This is a genomic window from Lysinibacillus sp. NPDC097195, assembly GCF_044762075.1.
In the GTDB taxonomy this organism is placed as follows: domain Bacteria; phylum Bacillota; class Bacilli; order Bacillales_A; family Planococcaceae; genus Lysinibacillus.
Window position 1 is genome coordinate 593,610 of the sequence record NZ_JBIWDP010000001.1, and the last position, 18,804, is coordinate 612,413.

General features: G+C 37.5%; 20 protein-coding genes and 1 other annotated feature (1 of these 21 cut by a window edge). Of the genes, 12 read left to right on the forward strand and 8 right to left on the reverse strand.

Annotated features, from left to right (window positions below; translation table 11 throughout):
- Positions 1–76: 76 nt before the first annotated feature.
- From ACIQXI_RS02955 to ACIQXI_RS02965, 3 genes are all read right to left on the reverse strand, one after another.
- Positions 77–1,405, reverse strand: a complete 1,329-nt coding sequence (locus ACIQXI_RS02955) for a hemolysin family protein (protein WP_402925636.1) — start codon at positions 1,403–1,405, stop codon at positions 77–79.
- Between the two features lie 31 nt (positions 1,406–1,436).
- Entirely contained in the window at positions 1,437–1,856 is a 420-nt protein-coding gene (locus ACIQXI_RS02960; RefSeq protein WP_402921510.1) for a MerR family transcriptional regulator, read from the reverse strand.
- A gap of 186 nt (positions 1,857–2,042) precedes the next feature.
- The gene (locus ACIQXI_RS02965; RefSeq protein ID WP_402925639.1) at positions 2,043–2,528 is read right to left on the reverse strand and encodes a hypothetical protein; all 486 of its coding nucleotides are present in this window, start codon (positions 2,526–2,528) and stop codon (positions 2,043–2,045) included.
- A 198-nt stretch (positions 2,529–2,726) separates the two neighbouring features.
- On the opposite strand from ACIQXI_RS02965, the gene ACIQXI_RS02970 reads away from it, so the two are divergent.
- Positions 2,727–2,855 carry a hypothetical protein gene (locus ACIQXI_RS02970; protein ID WP_402921512.1) on the forward strand — a complete coding sequence of 43 codons (129 nt, stop codon included), beginning with the start codon at positions 2,727–2,729 and terminating at the stop codon, positions 2,853–2,855.
- Between the two features lie 109 nt (positions 2,856–2,964).
- Here the strand turns inward: ACIQXI_RS02970 and ACIQXI_RS02975 are convergent, their stop codons facing one another.
- The 4 genes from ACIQXI_RS02975 to ACIQXI_RS02990 form a co-directional block, all read right to left on the reverse strand.
- Positions 2,965–3,540 (reverse strand): 5' nucleotidase, NT5C type, encoded by a 576-nt coding sequence (locus ACIQXI_RS02975; protein ID WP_402921513.1) that lies wholly within the window; start codon positions 3,538–3,540, stop codon positions 2,965–2,967.
- A gap of 12 nt (positions 3,541–3,552) precedes the next feature.
- Complete coding sequence (gene ispG, locus ACIQXI_RS02980; protein ID WP_402886346.1) at positions 3,553–4,668, reverse strand: flavodoxin-dependent (E)-4-hydroxy-3-methylbut-2-enyl-diphosphate synthase; 1,116 nt, start codon at positions 4,666–4,668, stop codon at positions 3,553–3,555.
- A 95-nt stretch (positions 4,669–4,763) separates the two neighbouring features.
- Positions 4,764–5,108 carry a hypothetical protein gene (locus tag ACIQXI_RS02985; RefSeq protein ID WP_402921515.1) on the reverse strand — a complete coding sequence of 115 codons (345 nt, stop codon included), beginning with the start codon at positions 5,106–5,108 and terminating at the stop codon, positions 4,764–4,766.
- A gap of 53 nt (positions 5,109–5,161) precedes the next feature.
- Positions 5,162–5,671 (reverse strand): DUF1189 family protein, encoded by a 510-nt coding sequence (locus tag ACIQXI_RS02990; protein ID WP_402921516.1) that lies wholly within the window; start codon positions 5,669–5,671, stop codon positions 5,162–5,164.
- A gap of 196 nt (positions 5,672–5,867) precedes the next feature.
- On the opposite strand from ACIQXI_RS02990, the gene ACIQXI_RS02995 reads away from it, so the two are divergent.
- From ACIQXI_RS02995 to ACIQXI_RS03010, 4 genes are all read left to right on the forward strand, one after another.
- On the forward strand, positions 5,868–7,499 hold the full coding sequence (locus tag ACIQXI_RS02995; protein ID WP_402921518.1) for a Na/Pi cotransporter family protein: 1,632 nt from the start codon (positions 5,868–5,870) through the stop codon (positions 7,497–7,499).
- Positions 7,500–7,563: 64 nt separating this feature from the next.
- The gene (locus tag ACIQXI_RS03000; protein WP_402921520.1) at positions 7,564–8,043 is read left to right on the forward strand and encodes a DUF456 domain-containing protein; all 480 of its coding nucleotides are present in this window, start codon (positions 7,564–7,566) and stop codon (positions 8,041–8,043) included.
- Between the two features lie 189 nt (positions 8,044–8,232).
- Positions 8,233–8,838: a superoxide dismutase gene (locus ACIQXI_RS03005; protein WP_402921522.1), complete on the forward strand. Its 606-nt coding sequence runs from the start codon at positions 8,233–8,235 to the stop codon at positions 8,836–8,838.
- A gap of 488 nt (positions 8,839–9,326) precedes the next feature.
- Positions 9,327–11,531, forward strand: a complete 2,205-nt coding sequence (locus ACIQXI_RS03010) for a peptidoglycan D,D-transpeptidase FtsI family protein (RefSeq protein ID WP_402921524.1) — start codon at positions 9,327–9,329, stop codon at positions 11,529–11,531.
- A 128-nt stretch (positions 11,532–11,659) separates the two neighbouring features.
- On the opposite strand, the gene ACIQXI_RS03015 is transcribed toward ACIQXI_RS03010, so the two are convergent.
- A complete protein-coding gene (locus ACIQXI_RS03015) occupies positions 11,660–11,851 on the reverse strand; it encodes a hypothetical protein (protein ID WP_402925642.1) in 192 nt (63 codons plus the stop codon).
- A gap of 238 nt (positions 11,852–12,089) precedes the next feature.
- Here ACIQXI_RS03015 and ACIQXI_RS03020 point away from each other — a divergent pair, with 238 nt between their 5' ends.
- The 7 genes from ACIQXI_RS03020 to ACIQXI_RS03050 all read left to right on the forward strand — a co-directional run bounded on the left by ACIQXI_RS03020 (position 12,090) and on the right by ACIQXI_RS03050 (position 18,739).
- Entirely contained in the window at positions 12,090–13,067 is a 978-nt protein-coding gene (locus ACIQXI_RS03020) for a PstS family phosphate ABC transporter substrate-binding protein (RefSeq protein ID WP_402921526.1), read from the forward strand.
- A gap of 64 nt (positions 13,068–13,131) precedes the next feature.
- Complete coding sequence (gene pstC / locus ACIQXI_RS03025) at positions 13,132–14,079, forward strand: phosphate ABC transporter permease subunit PstC (protein WP_402921528.1); 948 nt, start codon at positions 13,132–13,134, stop codon at positions 14,077–14,079.
- A gap of 1 nt (position 14,080) precedes the next feature.
- Positions 14,081–14,959, forward strand: a complete 879-nt coding sequence (gene pstA, locus ACIQXI_RS03030) for a phosphate ABC transporter permease PstA (RefSeq protein ID WP_402921530.1) — start codon at positions 14,081–14,083, stop codon at positions 14,957–14,959.
- 60 nt (positions 14,960–15,019) lie between these two features.
- Positions 15,020–15,805: a phosphate ABC transporter ATP-binding protein PstB gene (gene pstB, locus ACIQXI_RS03035; RefSeq protein ID WP_402925645.1), complete on the forward strand. Its 786-nt coding sequence runs from the start codon at positions 15,020–15,022 to the stop codon at positions 15,803–15,805.
- Positions 15,806–15,823: 18 nt separating this feature from the next.
- A complete protein-coding gene (gene phoU / locus ACIQXI_RS03040; RefSeq protein ID WP_402921532.1) occupies positions 15,824–16,483 on the forward strand; it encodes a phosphate signaling complex protein PhoU in 660 nt (219 codons plus the stop codon).
- Between the two features lie 219 nt (positions 16,484–16,702).
- On the forward strand, positions 16,703–17,575 hold the full coding sequence (locus ACIQXI_RS03045) for a vWA domain-containing protein (protein ID WP_402921534.1): 873 nt from the start codon (positions 16,703–16,705) through the stop codon (positions 17,573–17,575).
- Positions 17,576–17,686: 111 nt separating this feature from the next.
- On the forward strand, positions 17,687–18,739 hold the full coding sequence (locus ACIQXI_RS03050; RefSeq protein WP_402921535.1) for a mechanosensitive ion channel family protein: 1,053 nt from the start codon (positions 17,687–17,689) through the stop codon (positions 18,737–18,739).
- Positions 18,740–18,796: 57 nt separating this feature from the next.
- Positions 18,797–18,804 (forward strand) — a binding site (T-box leader); it runs 202 nt beyond the window's last position.

Consider the following 18,804-nt stretch of genomic DNA (forward strand, 5'->3'; position numbering starts at 1 on the left):
AAGTCTATTATATAAAAATATGGCGAATAGTGGAATAAGCAGAAAGTATAGTGAAACCTATAAATAGCCCAATAGATTAGCTTTCAGTCGCAACGGGGGCTGTTTTACGAAGTGGACGTACTTCAATATAGTGAAGTTGATGACCATGTTGTTCATAAATGCTAAATACATATTGTGCTAGTTCAATGTTTTTAATGGCCTTAATGCCATTGTTCACAGTTAAGAACCAACCGCCTAGTGTTTCGACTTCTGCTGTATCGAGCGATACGTGTAATAAATTTTCTACATCTTCCACAAGCATTTTAGCATTTAAAATGTAATGATTATCGCCTATTTTTCGAATTTCAGCTACTTCATCATCATCAAATTCATCGCGAATTTCTCCGACAATCTCTTCTAAAATATCTTCTACTGTTACAAGCCCTGAAGTACCACCATATTCATCCATTAAAATGGCCATATGAATGCGTTCTTTTTGCATTCTGACAAGTAATTGTTGGATAGGGGTCGTTTCTATTACACGAATAACAGGATTAATGAAGTTTTCGAGCACTAAAGAATCATCTGTTAGCTGCTCTAGTAAACCATGGGTAAATAATTCTTTTGCATTAATAAAGCCTAAAATATTGTCACGATCACCATCATAAACAGGATAGCGCGTATATTTTTCAGTGGCGATAAAGTGAATAATATTGGTAAAAGTTTCGTTTTTTTCAATGCCTGCTATTTCTGTACGAGGAACCATAATTTCACGAGCAATACGTTCATCGAATTCAAAAACATTATTAACGAATTTTAACTCCGTTTTATTTATTTCACCGCTTTTAAAACTTTCAGACAATAAAGAGCGTAGTTCTTCCTCTGTATGTGATATCTCATGTTCATTCGCTGGCTTCATGCCAAAGAAACCGAGAAGTAGTCGTGCTGATCCATTTAAAAACCAAATAAATGGATACATCAATTTATAGAAAGCAATAATTGGTTTAGCAAAAAGTAATGCAATAGTTTCTGTCTTTTGAATAGCTGCAGTTTTTGGTGCCAATTCACCGACAACTACATGTAAAAATGTTGCGATAGCAAAAGCGGAACCAATAGTGAAGATAGGGATGTAATTATCCGAAATACCAATCGTGTTAAAGAATGGATGTAACATGAATTCAAATGTTTTTTCACCGACCATCCCGATTCCGAGCGCAGTGATTGTTATGCCGAGCTGACATGCAGATAAGTATTCATCTAAATGATTGACGACATGTTTTGCTGGAATTGCTTTTTTATTGCCCTCTGCAATTAATTGGTCAAGTCTAGAAGAACGCATCTTAACAATCGAAAATTCCGTTGCGACGAAAAAGGCGGTTAAAGCTAATAAAATGGTGAAAATTGATAAATTCAGTATGGTCTCCAAATAGTCGTTCTGCAAAACAGAACGTCACCTCCTAGGTATTAATAAGTAATAATAACGATTGCATTAGTGCTATGCTTTCGGGTGAAACATTTTTTTTAATTGATTGGATATTTTGCTTATCTTGCTCGTTCATTTGTTTAAGTAAAGAAGTTACATCATGTTCTAAATCTTGCATTTTTAATCGTAGTATTTGCACATCGATTTCTTCATAAGCTGTGTGATGAAGGGCATGCTGTATTTCACCGAGTGAAAGCCCTTCTTGTTTACGTTGTTCAATAAAATAAAGTCGATCAATCATGGAAGGGTCATAATAGCGATAATTTGATGCGGAACGTTCTGCTACCAACAGGCCTATATTTGTATAGTAGTCTATTGTTCTTTTTGTAATGCCTGTTATATCAGCAAGTTCCCCGATTTTCAGTTTTTCTGTCCCAATGCAAGTACCTCCCAACCATCACGTGATACTTTGATTATAACGTGATGGTTTACTCCTATTCAATTAAAAAGTGTTAAGATTTCGAAATTGTAAGATTTCTCGCTGTCAAGGCATGTGGGGAGAGCTACTGTTTTATGGCGGTATGAAAGTACAAAAAAATAGCTCTTCTAAGCGACATAATCGTTAGAAAAGCTAGCAGTTTTATTTATTTAAATATGTATCATACAGATGCTGTAGTGCATCTTCACCACTCATTTGCAGTATTTTTTCATCATTAAAAACGAGCGTGATTTCTGTACGTGAAGCATCAATCTCCTCGCCTTGCATTGCACATATAACATTTACAACACCTGTTTCTGCAAGCTGTTTTTGCATGGCTTGATCCCAAGCTTGTTCAGCAAATAATGGGGCTTGCCAAGTACCTTGTACATGAAGCTCATTTTTTTTTGCGTCATATTCCCAGCGTATGTCACGTAAAATAGTTTTAAATAGATCATTAATAGTAAAAGATTCATTGTTGTAGTTAATCGTTAGTGCTCTTATTGCATGGACATCACGGCTAACTGCGCTAGCTGCAGCATCAGCAGCAGAGTTAATGCCTGATACGGCATCTTTAATTTCAGAGAGTCGATCACCACAGCCAGCAAGTAAGACAGACAGGCATGTTACAAAAGTGAGTTTTGTCATCCATTTCACAAGGAATACCCCCAGTTCCACTAGTTGTTACTACTATATTAACGAAAAGAAAATTATGAAGGAAGGGTGTGTAAGTGGCAGATTGTGACGTTTTTGCAACGATACGACCTTTTCTTAGCGGATTCGAGATAGCAAAGGGATAGGCTAGTTGAAATTTCGTGAAAACCATTAGAAGGGGAGCGGTTGAAAATGAAAATTAATGATGAGATACTCGATCGTTTAGGAACGTATTTTGTGTATCATGCAGTATATGATAATTATGGGATTACGTTTGAAAACTTTGTTGAACGTTGGATGCGGGGGATTCTTGAAGTTTAGGCATTGGATGCGCATAAAATATTGGTAGACAAGTTCAGCTTGTTTATAAACAAAAAGAGCTGTGTTCTTCAATTTGAACACAGCTCTTTTAATTAACATGTTACGTCTTTTACTTAAAGTACTTCGTAATAAACTGATTTGCTTCTTGCCAATTATAAACACGCACTACATTGTCAGGCACAGCCAGACGATTATAAGGTGTATCGAACAGTATAACAGGTATTTTTAATTCTTCAGCGATCATTACAGCATTATCGTGTTTATCTTCAAAGAAAGCTGATACACTATGCTTTTTCGCTGTGGCAAGCTTATCGTGGCTACCGATGAGCTCAATATGATCAAAAGGAATTGCCTGAGATTTAAACCAGTTTCGTGTTATATCTGTTACATTTTCACCACGTGCAGAAATGTAATATAGCTCATACGTATTTTGCCAAGCATTTAAAATTTCTTTGGCATCTTTTGCTGCTTCAGAAACTTCATACATAAAAGGTTCATTTTCCTTAAACCACGTGTTAAATGCAGTGCGATCTACTGGATGGGGGAATGCTGATAAAAAATCATATTCACAGACATCATCCAGTGTAATATTGACATTATACTGTTTATTTATATGGGGGATAAGTGTACTAGGACATGTTACTGTCCCGTCAATATCAATCCCAAAACGAGGCTTCGTTGTCATGCAAGCACCTCCTTAGGCGTTCGCTTTCGCTGCTTCTTCAGCTGCACGCTTTTCTACCATTTCGGCAGCTAACTTATCGATTTCTTTTTTCAGCTCTTCTACCATTGTTTCTTCCGGTACTTTACGTACCGTTTTACCTTTCATGAATAGCAGACCTTCACCACGTGCACCGGCGATCCCAATATCGGCTTCACGCGCTTCACCAGGTCCATTAACGGCACAGCCTAAAACTGCTACTTTTAATGGCACATTTAATTTTGAAATGTATTCTTCTACTTCATTGGCAATCGAAATTAGGTCAATTTCAATACGTCCACATGTTGGACATGAAATTAAGGTTGCCATATTAGACGCTAAGCCAAATGATTTTAATAATTCACGGGCTACTTTTATTTCTTCCACAGGATCGGCTGATAGCGAAATACGTAATGTATTCCCAATACCTTTTGACAGGATTGCTCCCAGTCCAGCGGCTGATTTAACAGTACCGGCAAATAGGGTACCTGATTCTGTAATACCTAAATGTAGCGGGTAATCGAATGCTTTTGCAGCTTTTTCATATGCTTCAATCGCTAAATTAACATCCGATGCTTTCATAGACACGATAATGTCGTGGAAATCTAAGTCTTCCAAAATTTTAATATGGTGTAGTGCTGATTCTACCATGCCATCAGCAGTTGGATAGCCGTATTTTTCAAGAATATGACGCTCTAAAGAACCAGCATTTACGCCGATACGGATTGGAATACCTTTCGCTTTTGCAGCTGTCACAACGGCTTCTACTTTTTCTTTACGCCCAATATTACCTGGGTTAATACGAACTTTATCAATACCATTTTCAATTGCTTTTAAAGCTAATTTATAGTCAAAGTGAATATCAGCTACTAATGGAATATGGATACGTTTTTTAATTTCGGCAATGGCATCAGCCGCACGCTCATCTGGTACTGCAACACGAACGATTTGACAGCCCGCCTCTTCAAGTCGCAAAATTTCTGCAACCGTTGCTTCGACATCATGTGTTTTTGTAGTACACATACTTTGAATGAATAATTCATTACTACCACCAATTGTTAAATTACCGACACGTACAGGACGTGTTTTTGAACGGTGACAAATTTCACTCATTAACTTTCTCTCCTTTTCGGCCACAACTTTCAGCCGTCACTGACACTTATTTTAGCAGTGTAAGAAAATAAGGACAAGGAAGAAACGTTAACTTTTCATTTTCCGCACTTGTTTTCGAATTCAAATGAGAGGGGAAGCTTAATATTTTCGCCAGCTACAAGTGCTTGTAATTGAAGATGTGGATTTAATTGATAAAAAAGCTCCAGCCGTTCTGGAAAGGTCATTGGCATTTTTGCAGGGTGTAGTGCAAATAAGCTATGTAACGTATCGCCTTGAATGGTTTGGACGGTGATGTAAGCAGGTTCTTGTTGATTTTCGCACAGTACATTTTGACCTTCTTTAGGATAGAAGGCGGCAAGTGATAATGTTCCTTCAGTCAAATCTACTTTAACGACAAATGCGATCAACACGATGGCAACAGTTAATAAGAATGCTCGCAAAAAAACCCCTCCTTTTTCTACACTATATTGAGAAGAGAGGGGAATCATGCCTATTATTTTAAATTTGGTTGTTTTGGATATTTTGTAAAGGCAACAATTAATAGAGTAATGGTTAATAGTAATGACAATATTGAGAGTATCGTACTTGCATTGGGAAGGTATTCTGCTAGCATACTTATTAGCGTTGACCAAGTAATGGTGAACGTTGTTGTGCGCCAAATATGGCGATATTCACCCCGACGTTTCATCACTTTTAAAATAAACAAACCTGCTAAAGCGTAAAGTGCAATTTGCCCGAAAATTAACATTGTTGTCATAACAAACAGCATGATAAACGTCACTGGATATAATAACCATTTTATTTGATCTATGTATTCTGTTATCCCACTAATATCTAACGTATTGACAGACATATCCGCAGTAAAACGTCCGAATGAAAATACTGTCACTATCGTAATTAATAGAAAAGTATATTGAATAACTTTCCCTATAGGTAATAAACGATAGGCTGCTAGTTTTTTAGGATGCATTAAGCTATCAATTAATAATTGTGAGTGTTTCATAATTTTTATCTCCTCCAAGCGTTATTCTAACATGTTCAAGAATGTCTAGATATGGACTAAGTAACTTTATCTGAGAATTCGTTGGTAAAATGTTAACATTGTGTAAAGAAGTTAAAGGTTTTCTTTACTTTTTGTACATTTTCATTTAATGATTAGAAATAGATTAGTAGAGACGTAGGAATTGGAGCGAAAACCATTGACAATAGATTGGCAAAGCATTTTATTTCAATTTTTAGGTGGATTAGGGGTCTTTTTATTTTCCATAAAATATATGGGTGATGGCTTACAAAAGTCGGCAGATGATAGGCTTCGAGAATGGTTAAATCGATTTACGACGAATCCATTAATGGGTGTGTTAGTTGGCATTATTGTAACAGTATGTATTCAGTCAAGCTCTGCGACTACCGTTATTACTGTCGGTTTAGTAAGTGCGGGCTTCTTAACACTAAGGCAAGCAATTGGAGTTATTATGGGGGCCAATATTGGGACAACCATCACTGCATTTATTATTGGCATTAATATTGGTATTTACTTTTATCCACTCCTTGCGATTGGTGCAGCATGTTTGTTTTTCTTTAAAAAAGCCTTTTATCATCATATCGGGCAAATTTTATTTGGATTTGGGGGTCTGTTTTTAGGATTAGAGTTAATGGGTGCAAGTATGCAGTCGTTACATCAATTGGCAGATTTCGCTTCACTCACGATTCATCTGAGTAATCAACCGGTTTTAGGCATCTTCCTCGGTACTATTTTTACGTTGCTTGTTCAAAGCTCCACAGCGACCGTGGGTGTTTTGCAAGGCTTATATGCAGAGCACTTAATAGGCTTAGATGGCGCATTACCAATTCTATTTGGCGAAAATATTGGCACGACGATAACAGCTGTGTTAGCGTCGTTAGGTGCTTCCATCTACGCTAAGCGGGCGGCGGCAGCTCATGTGTTATTTAATGTTTTTGGGACAGTTATTTTTATGGTACTATTCACCCCATTCATCAACTACGTACAGTGGATTAGTCAGGTCTTTCACTTAGAACCACGTATGCAAATTGCTGTCGCTCATGGTTCGTTTAATATTTTTAATATGATGATTCAGCTACCATTTATTGCAGGGTTATCGTTACTTGTAACAAAATTATTGCCTGGACATGATGGCAATATCGATGTGACGACAAAACATTTAGATCCAGCATTTATTGATTCTTCTCCCGCTATTGCACTTGGGCAGGCAAAGGAGGAAGTTTTACGAATGGGTGAGCATGCATTAAGAGGCTTAGAAGAAACTTTTTCCTATATGAAAACAGGGGACTCTGCACATATACCGACAGTGCTCCAGTTGGAAGTGGCACTTAATCACTTAGATAAAGAGATCACCAATTATTTAGTGATGGTGTCAAAGCAACCACTTTCTCATGCAGATTCGCTTCGTCATCATACCCTTTTAACGAATGTACGTGATATTGAGCGCATCGGTGACCATTTTGAAAATATATTAGAACTTTTACAATATAAAGAACATCATGAAGTAACGTTAAGTAAATCAGCGCGCCAAGATTTAATCGGCATGTTTAGTCTTGCCATTGAGGCGGTACGTAAAAGCATAGAGGCACTTGATACAGCAAGTTTAAGTTTGGCACAAGAAGTGACTGAGCTAGAAAGTTTAATCGATGATATGGAGGATAAACTAAGACAAAAGCATATCGCACGCTTAAATACAAATGAATGTAGCGGCGCTGCAGGTATTGTCTATACGGATATTGTTAGTAATCTAGAGAGAATCGGGGATCATGCTGTTAATATTGCTGATTCGATATTAGGTATTCGTCATTAAGTATGAAACTTTTGACAATATATTTCGTATGTAAGGCAATGCACGACAAAAGGAGAGAGTATTTATGGAAGTCGTTGGCTGGATTGTAGTGATTGCCTGCTTTATCGTTTCATTTGTTGGTTTAGTGTATCCGATAATTCCAGGTGTGTTATTTTTAATCGGTGGTTTTTTACTGTATGGATTATTTTTTTCATTTGCTGATTTAAGCTGGTGGTTTTGGGCTATTGAAATAGTATTTGTTGTGCTTTTATTTGCTGCGGATACGGTTGCCAATGCATTGGGTCTTAAAAAATTTGGCGGTTCAAACGCAGGGATGTGGGGCAGTACAATTGGCTTGTTAATTGGGCCATTCGTTATTCCAGTTGCGGGAATTTTAATAGGCCCTTTTTTAGGAGCGGTTATTGCTGAGCTAATTTTCGAACGAAGAACTGTTGGAGAAGCGGTGAAAAGCGGTGTTGGCTCACTTGTTGGGTTTTTCACGTCAACGGTTGCCAAAGCGGGTATTCAAATTGTTATGATTATTTTGTTCTTTATTGCCATTTAACTTAAAAAATTGTGGAGGTAATTATAAAGTTTAACAAATTAAAGAAATGGGTATATTAGAAAATGGATTATTTTTTCGGTCAAAAGGCTGAAATCTTTGATTTGAGGTATTTTTCATTGAATGGTTTGACCAATTTTGATAATCTAAGGATGTACTAATTATTTCTTTATTTTAGGGAGGAACTTTAAAATGGCTTATGAATTACCACAATTAACTTATGCTTATGACGCATTAGAACCAAATATCGACGCAAAAACAATGGAAATTCACTATTCAAAACACCACAATACTTATGTAACAAATTTAAACGCAGCAGTAGAAGGTACTGAATTTGCTGAGAAAGACATTAACGATTTAATCGCAAATATCGATGCACTACCAGCTGACAAACAAACTGCAGTTCGTAATAACGGTGGCGGACATGCTAACCATACACTATTCTGGGAATTAATCGCACCAGGCGGTTCTAACACTCCAGTTGGTGAAGTAGCAAAAGCAATCGACGCTAAATTTGGTTCTTTCGATGCTTTCAAAGAAGAGTTTGCAAAAGCTGCAACAACTCGTTTCGGTTCAGGTTGGGCGTGGTTAATCGTTGATGGTGATTCAGTAGCAGTTACATCTACACCAAACCAAGACTCTCCTGTTATGGAAGGTAAAACACCAATTTTAGGATTAGATGTTTGGGAGCATGCTTACTACTTAAACTATCAAAACCGTCGTCCAGATTACATCGGTGCTTTCTGGAATGTAGTAAACTGGGATGTAGTAGAAGCTAAATACCAAGCTGCAAAATAATTATTGCAAAAAGCAAAGTGATGATATTTTGCTAAGCAGAATGTCTAGCGGAAGTTTTCGCATAATATTTTTCATAAAGAGCTATGCAGAAGGTGTACAACACCTTGGCATAGCTTTTTTTATGTATAAGGACGATAGCTGTTTAGTTACAATGAAAGACGAAAAATTTAAATAAAATTGACAGGCTTTAATAGGAACTTTTCAAGTGAAGTTCCGTCAAATAAATAGTTAGGAATTCGTGCAGGGGTTAATGCATTATTAACTATCGCAATAAAGCAAAAATAGGACGGTATTTGTCAATACGCAAATGAATGAATAGCTTGGAAAGCAGGGCGGTACTTGCATGTAATCTAGTGTCGGACTATTGGGCAATTTTGCTATTCAATGCTAAACAGATGAATTATGAAATTGGCTTTTCTGACTGTACTTCCAATGGTATACTAAGTATCGTGTATTTAAACAGTAATTAGATGAGGAGGGGAATACATATGCGCAAAGCACCGGGGAAAAATCGCGCAGCGAGTGTTAAAGCCAAGCATCACTCAAATTTAACATTTCGTATGAATGTCCTTTTCTTTGCTATATTTATCGTATTTTCGATGTTAATTTTTAGGCTTGGCTATATGCAAATTGTTAAAGGGGAAGAGTATGTTCGTGTCTTAGAACGGACGGAGGAAGTTCCTGTGAATACAAGTGTGCCAAGAGGTCGAATGTATGATCGCTATGGCCGAATTTTAGTTGATAATCAGCCGGAAAATGCGATTACCTATACAAAAATGCAGACGACAACTACAGAGGAAATGCTTGCAATCGCCGAAAAGCTGGCACAATTGATTGATCAGCCAACAAACCGTGTCACATTACGTGATAAGTATGATTTTTGGATTTTAAAAAATCATGATAAAGCCTACGCGAAAATTTCTGACGCAGAGCAAACGAAAATTAAAACACAAGAAAATATTACGACAAGTCAAGCAAATGCCGAGATAGATAAGATTGTGCGTGAGCGCATTACAGACGAAGAGTTAGCACAGTTGACGGATGCTGATTTAGAAGTCTTGGCGATATACCGCGAGATGGTATCGGGTTATAATTTATCACCACAAATTATTAAAAGTGAAAATGTAACAGCTGATGAATTTGCTCGTGTTTCTGAACGCTTAACAGAGTTACCAGGCGTTAACACGACAACGGACTGGAAGCGTGTCAAACTATCTCCACTTTCTGTATTAGGCCGTACAACTGTGCCAACGAAGGGTATTCCGAAAGATAAGCTGAATTATTATTTGGCACGAGATTATTCTCGTAATGACCGCGTTGGAGAAAGTTATATTGAAGCCCAATATGAAGAGCTACTACAAGGGCAAAAAACTGTTGTGAAAAATATTACGAATAAAAAAGGGCAAGTTGTCGATACGGTGACAACGTATGAAGGGGAGCCTGGCAAAGATTTAATCTTAACATTTGATAGTGAGTTACAAGCAACTAACGAAAAAATTGTAGAAGAAGAACTACTGAAATTAAAAGCAATGTCTGGCTCTAGCTTATTAGACCGCGCATTCTTAGTCATGATGGATCCAAACACGGGTGATATTTTATCGATGGTTGGTAAAAAAATCGAAAAGGATTCTGAAACTGGGAAGAATGTCGTTGTGGATTATGCCTATGGCTCATTCACAACAGCCTATGAGGCAGGGTCTGTCGTAAAAGCTGCAACTTTATTAACTGGCTATAACTTAGGGGCCATTACGCCGAATACGGTATTGGGAGATGAGCCGATTCATTTACTTCAAACACCTGTAAAAAAATCGATTTTCAATCCTGGTGGTTATATTTCGATGGACGGCTTAAGTGCACTTGAACGATCTTCCAACGTTTATATGTTTAAAACGGCTTTACTAATTAATGGCACACCGTATAGTTATAACATGCCACTACGGTTAAATGATCAAACATTCCCGAAAATGCGTAATTCCTATGCACAGTTTGGCTTAGGTGTTAAAACGGGTATTGATTTACCAAATGAATTTAGTGGGGTCCAAGGTCCATCAGGTCCTACAGAGGGCGGTAAAGCGCTCGACTTAGCAATTGGCCAGTATGATACGTATACACCACTTCAACTAGCGCAATATATATCAACGATAGCGAATGGTGGTTACCGTATTCAACCCCATGTTGTCAAAGAAGTGCGTGACCCGTCAAAAGATGGTCAGCAGTTAGGACAATTAGTAACAGAAGTTGGGCCAAAAATTTTAAATCGAATAGATAATTCCGAAGATGAAATAAACTATATTAAAAAAGGACTACGCCGTGTTTATACAGGCTCTAATGGTACGGCACGTTCAGCATTTGCTAATGCACCATTTACTGCAGCCGGAAAAACAGGGACAGCCGAAGTAGTGTATTATGGACCATTACGTGAACGTTATGGCACTAATACGACCAATTTAACGCATGTTGGTTTTGCACCATATGAAAATCCTGAAATTGCTTATGCTGTTGTTATTCCATGGGTGTCAACGAACTTGAATGTACATTTATCAAGTAATAACGTGATTGCAAGACGTGCATTAGATGCTTATTACGACCTGAAAGAAAAATATGATAAGACAAAAGTATCAGATAATAAAGTAGAGCAGCCAATTTTACCAGCTATTACGGAAGATAAAATTGGTGAAGATGAAGAAGAATAAAAAATCCGCTAGCGCATTTTATATGCCTAGCGGATTTTTTTATCTTTAAATTAGCGAATTAGATTGAGGCAAATGAGCTTCTAACAGCATGCACCAAGACTATGGGCACATTTTTAAGTTAACTAGAATTATGCTGAAAGCTGTCGGATTGCTAATTCAAATTGTTGCTTCGGTTTATGTCCAAACAGCTCTATATTATTACAAAAATAAGATGTCACCATAAAATCAATTGCTTCCTGTAAAGAACATTCTCGATGATCCATGAGCAGTGTTAAATATGTTTTAAAGTAATCGGCATTTTGTACTTTTGCATGCTTCATCACAAAGTCAAACCCCTCTGATGTTATTTCCTGACACAAATGCTAATTATAACACCGTTCGGGAAGGAAGCAAACAATAAGAAGCCAATTGTAAATGCTTCTTTACAATCGTTTACAAAGCATTACATTCCTTTACGTGTATTTTACGAACGATTTATACGAATTCAACATTCAGTCATTATAGTAAAGATTGTAAGGCAAGTAACAAATAAAAATGTTAGTGACGGAGGCAAATGAGATGAAAAAGTGGAAGTACTTAACGATGACAGCGGTAATGGGTTCAGCATTAATGCTAGGTGCATGTAGTGGAGATAGCTCATCGCAAAACGGTAACAATGCAGAAACAAATGCACCAGCGAACTCAGGACAAGAAGCTGCTGATGAAAAACTGCAAGGGTCTGTTGCTGGAGATGGGTCATCAACAGTAGCACCAATTATTGAAGCAGTTGTTGAAGAGTATGCAGGTGCACAACCGGATGTCAAAGTATCGGTAGGTGTTTCTGGTACTGGTGGCGGCTTTGAAAAATTCATCGCAGGTGAGACAGACTTTTCAAATGCATCTCGTTTTATAAAAACTGAAGAGAAAGAAAAGCTTGAACAAGCTGGAATTGCTTATACGGAATTAGCTTTAGCATATGATGGATTATCCGTAGTGGTGAACCCTGAAAATGACTGGGCTAAAGATTTAACTGTTGAACAATTAAAGAAAATTTGGACTGAAGATGGCACAGAGAAAAAATGGTCTGATATCGATCCATCTTGGCCTTCAGAAAAAATCGTCTTCTACGCACCAGGTACTGACTCAGGTACGTACGATTACTTTGATGAAGTAGTGTTAGATGGTGCGGATCTAGTAAGTGCAGCAACATTATCAGAGGATGATAATATGCTAGTGCAAGGTATTGCAGGCGACAAATACGCAATTGGTTTCTTCGGTTTCGCTTACTATTTAGAGAATAAAGATAAGTTAAATATTGTGAAAGTCAATGGTATTGAACCAACACATGACACAATTGAAAAAGGCGAATATACGCCACTTTCACGTCCGTTATTTACTTATGTGAAAAACAGTGCGATGAAAGATAATGCTGCTGCGTATGATTTCATTCAATTTACATTAGAAAATGCAGGGGATATGGCAGAAGCAGTAGGTTATGTTCGTCTACCTGAGGAAAAATATGCTGAAGGCTTAAAAACTTTAGAAGGCTTAAAATAAGTAGTCATGCATAGAGGGGAAGAGATGTATGCTCTTTCCCTCGCTTATTGGAAAGGAGCACCCAATGGTTTCTCAAAAAGAAAATAAGACATCATCTGTGCAACAATTAATTGCAAATTCGCGCAATCATAAAACTAAGAAAATAGTGGAAAAAGCCATGCCAGCTTTATTATTTTCTGCAGCGCTTATCTCGATTTTGACGACGTTTGGCATTGTTTTCACCCTTATTTTTGAAACGTTTGAGTTTTTCAAACGTGTTTCGATTACGGATTTTCTATTTGGTACACAGTGGCTACCGTTTTCTGGGAAGGAGCCGTTATTTGGGATATTACCGCTTATCGCAGGGACACTGAAAGTCACAATTATTGCAGTCGTTGTAGCAGTGCCATTTGGTATCGCATCGGCTATCTATTTGAGTGAATATGCCAGTGAAAAAATTCGCCGTACAGTGAAGCCAATACTAGAAGTATTAGCAGGTGTACCGACAATTGTTTATGGTTTCTTTGCGTTAACATTTGTAACACCAGCGTTACAAGCGATTATGCCAGAGCTTAAGCTGTTTAATGCACTTAGTCCAGGAATAGTCGTTGGTATTATGATTTTACCGATGATTACATCCCTTTCAGAAGACGCAATGTCATCTGTTCCGAACAGTATGCGTGAGGGGGCATTAGCGCTAGGAGCTACGAAGTTTGAAGTCGCAATAAAAGTCGTATTACCAGCGGCGTTATCGGGTATTGTGGCATCAGTTGTACTTGCCATTTCCCGGGCAATTGGTGAAACAATGATTGTGTCGCTAGCAGGGGGATCGACACCGAAATTTGATTTCAACGTTACTGATTCCATCCAAACGATGACAGCTTACATTGTACAAGTTTCTACTGGCGATGCTGGTTATGGAACGACGATTTATTATTCGATTTATTCAGTTGGATTCACTTTATTTATCTTTACATTAGTAATGAATTTAATCGCCCATTATATTTCGAAACGCTTCAGGGAGGTTTACTAGCATGCGCTATATCGATGATGCAGTTGTCAAGAAACGGATGACAAAGCGCATTACATTCAATAAAGTGTGGAAGTCCTTATTTTTCTTGGCAACTACCTTTGCGCTTGTGATGCTAGCTATATTGCTCTACCGTATCGTGACACAAGGTATTGGTTATTTAAATTTCGATTTCTTAACAAATTTTGCTTCTCGCTTTGCGGATAAGGCGGGAATAAAAGCGGCATTAGTCGGCTCATTATGGTTGATGGGTGTTGTTGCGCCAGTATCCATTATTCTAGGTGTAGGAACAGCGATTTATCTAGAAGAATATGCAAAGAAAAACAGAATCAATGATTTTATACGCATGAATATTTCAAACTTAGCAGGTGTACCTTCTATTGTTTTTGGTTTACTTGGATTAACAATATTTGTTCGGATGTTGGGTTTAGGTAAAAGTATTTTAGCAGCAGGTTTAACGATGAGCTTATTAATTTTACCTGTCATCATCGTGGCTGCACAGGAAGCTATTCGAGCAGTACCGAATGAACAGCGGGAAGCATCCTACGGTATGGGCGCAACAAAATGGCAAACTATTTTACGTGTCGTATTACCAGCCGCAATACCAGGGATTTTAACAGGTAGTATTTTAGCATTGTCTCGTGCAATTGGTGAAACAGCTCCTCTTGTAGTGATAGGAATTCCAGTTATTTTGCAGTTCTTACCGAATGATTTATTAAGTCAATTCACTGCACTACCGATGCAAATTTATGATTGGGCGAAACGTCCACAAGAGGCATTTCAATATGTAGCGGCAGCGGGAATTTTAGTGCTGATGATCGTGTTGTTATTGATGAATTCCATCGCTATATTTATTCGAAATAAATTCCAAAAACGTTATTAATGAGGTGACCTTATGGTAATAAATTTAAAAGAGGAAAAATCAATTGTTAAATCAATCAATATGAATGTAAAGCCTGTTGCTGAAGTGGCAAAAAAAGTGGTCTATGATACACGCAACTTAAATTTATGGTACGGTGAGCACCATGGTTTAAAAGACATCAATTTAAGTATTTATGAAAATGAAGTAACAGCCATTATTGGCCCTTCAGGCTGTGGTAAATCTACTTATTTAAAAACGTTAAATAGAATGGTAGAGCTAGTGCCGAGTGTGCGAACTTCAGGTGAAATCTTGTATCGAGAGCGCAATATTTTAGATAAGAACTATACGGTTGAGGAATTGCGTACGCGCGTAGGCATGGTGTTCCAAAAGCCGAATCCATTCCCGAAATCAATCTATGATAATATTGCCTATGGTCCGCGTATCCATGGTATCAAAAACAAAAAAATATTGGATGAAATTGTTGAAAAATCTCTGCGCGGTGCGGCAATTTGGGATGAAGTGAAAGATCGTTTAAATCAAAATGCTTATGGATTATCAGGTGGTCAGCAACAGCGTATTTGTATCGCGCGTTGTTTAGCAATCGAGCCAGATGTAATTTTAATGGATGAGCCAACATCTGCACTTGACCCGATTTCTACGTTAAAAGTAGAAGAGCTTGTACAAGAGCTGAAAAAAGATTATTCAATCGTTATCGTGACACATAATATGCAACAAGCGGCGCGTATTTCCGACCGTACAGCATTTTTCCTTAGTGGGGAAGTCGTTGAATATGACAAAACAGATGTGATTTTCCAAACACCTGCTGACCAACGTACTGAAGATTATATTTCGGGGCGCTTCGGCTAAGCATAGGAGGAATGTTAGATGGCAGTTCGTGAACGCTTTGAGCAAGAGTTAAAAGAAATACAAGGGCAGTTTGTAGAAATTGCAACGCGCAGTATTGATGCTTTAAAAACAGCATTTGAGGCGTTACTTGAGCAAAACTTAGAGCAGTCGTTAAAAGTGCTGGAAGATGATTTAATGATTAATCGTCTTGAAGAAGAAATTAATGATCGGGTTATTTTAATGATTGCCAAGCAACAACCGGTGGCGACAGATTTACGTCGACTTATGGTACTTGTCAAAGCAGCTTCTGATATGGAGAGAGTGGGGGACTATGCGGTCAACATTGCCAAGGAAACAATCCGTTTAGGTAAACAACCACTTGTCTTCCCTACAACAAATTTACAAACAATGTGTAATAAAACCGTCGAAATGCTGGAGAGCATCATTACAGCCTTCAGGGAAGAAGATACTGTGCGCGCAAAGGAAATAGCTGAACTAGATGATTATGTAGATGATTTATATGGAGCAACCGTTACCTTATTACTGCGTGCTGGTGCAGAAAATCCATCACATATTTCACAAATTACACATTTAACTTTTGTCTGCCGTTATTTAGAACGCTCAGCTGATCATGCAACCAATATTGCCGAACATTTATTTTACTTAATCAAAGGTAAACATTATGAATTAAATAATTAAAATTGTGTGAGTGCCTGGCACTTAACATCTTGAAGGGCTGCGTCATGTGGTCCTTCTTTTTTTGCGTTTATAAAATTTTTGAGAACAAACAAGTAGCGGCAACATTGCGCTTGGCGCATACGTCAAATACTGTGGTGTGCTATTGTATTGTCAAAAAAATATTTTGGTTATACTATAAACATTATCTCGAAAAATAAGGTGCGTAGGAGGTGCTGTTTCATGAAAGGTAATGTAGAATCACTTATCAAGAAATTTGGCCTAGAAATTTCGTCTGAACAACGCAAATTCTTAGGTTTTCTATTTGAAAATTTACATTTAGAAGAGCTAAGTGACAAGGAACAACATTTTTTTGTAGATTATTTTTATAAAAGTGAGGCACTCCGAAAAATGGCAGCATTTGCACTTGAACTAGCGGATGTGATGCATGAAATTCGTGAAAATGTACCGACCATTGAACAAGCAGAGCGGCTGGCGGATGGTAAAGAGCAACGCTTGTATTATGAGCAAAAATGGCAAGATTCTAGGCGTCTAAAGCTAAAGCAACAAACAACCAAAAGTGGTAATGTGCTCTATGTTCCATTCGGTGATTACAAACAAGAGCGAGGTCCACTGATTATTTGTCTTGAACAAACAGCTGGAATGGCTAAATATTCAGAGCTTTGTAAGAGTATGATTTTACCTTTGTTTTTGAATGCCCATGAAGAGCAAAGGGATCTATATATCGTGCCATACGATTGTCAAATTCAGGTCCATTATCGCTTTGAAAATGGCACATTAAATTTATCGGATTTTAAAGATTTTATTGAATATAAGGCTAAAGGGGAAGCGGCTATGTTGCCCGTTCTACAGTTTGTAAAAGGGTTGCTACAAGAAAATCAGCAATGTGCCGAAACAGATGTCATTATCTTTACGGAAGGTGATCCTGTTGATGGACCATATTTATTAGGGAAGCATGCAAAAACAATGTTAGAGGAAATGAAGCGACGCTATCATGCCGAGTTTTCCGTTATTGCTATGAATGAACAACGTTTTAATGAGCATCATTTTTGGTTTGCTAATAAGGCTATTTTTGCCGACGATGCCATTCAATAACATGCAAAGCTGACCAGCACATTGGTCGGCTTATTTGTACGGATGCTTCAATTTTTTTGGACTAGCTTATTCGAGTAAAATATGTACATAGGTAAGTAAAAGGAGAATTACATGGATTCAATGAAATGGTTATTTCCAAACGTAACTGCACCAACTTGGATGGATATTATGGTGGCAGTGGCGTTATGTGTATTTGGTTGGCTATTCCAACATTTTGTACTGAAGAAGATTATCACGAGCAGTGTGACATTTTTAAGAAAGAGACAGCGTAATTTTCAGGCGACTGTCCTTGCCCAATTTAATAATGCTATTCGTTATGCGTTTATGTCAGCGGTAGTCGTTCTAAGTTTATCGAGTTTACTCAAAGTATTTCTATTTACACATTTTGCAACAAAAAATTTTGTATTATCTATCATGGTGTTTTTTGCGTTTAAAGGCATTTATGATGTGCTACATTATTATACGAAGAAACCATTAGAGTTACATAATGATGAAGAACAAAATGTGCTTTTACCGTTCTTTTTACGTATTGGTAAAGTGCTAATTATGATTTTAGCCATGTTTACGATTGCATCATTTTGGAACTTTAATTTAAATGGGTTTTTAACTGGAATTGGATTAACGGGTGTAGCGATTGCCTTTGGGATTCGGGATACGTTGGCACATGTATTTGGGGGGATGTCAGTTGCACTTGATAACCCATTTCAAATAGGCGATTGGATTGCGACAGAGGATCAAAAAATTGAGGGTACAATTGAAGATATCAACCTGCGCAGTACTCTTATCCAAACAGGCGATAAAGGGCTAGTTTATGTGCCAAACTCTTATTTAGTAAATAAGCCGATATATAATTTATCGAAGCGAGAAAAACGTAAATGTGAATTATTTTTATATGTTGCTGCTGAAAATGAAGAGGAAAAATTACGCAATGCACTAAGCGCAATTCATCAACAAATTTATTTACATGCTGATACGGAAAAAGATTTAATTCATGTTTATATTGATGAGTTTTACCAAGCCTCTTATCGTGTGTTAGTACGTTTCTATGTCGCATCGAATGATACTGCAGTGATGTTAAGTGTAAATCAGGACGTGTTATTTGCTATCCGACAAATTGTTTATGATGACAAAATTATTCTTGCTGATCAAGCGAACGACTGCTGACAATATAACGGAAAATAATTTGAATTGTTCGATACTTTACATTACAATGAAGACTAGGTATCAGC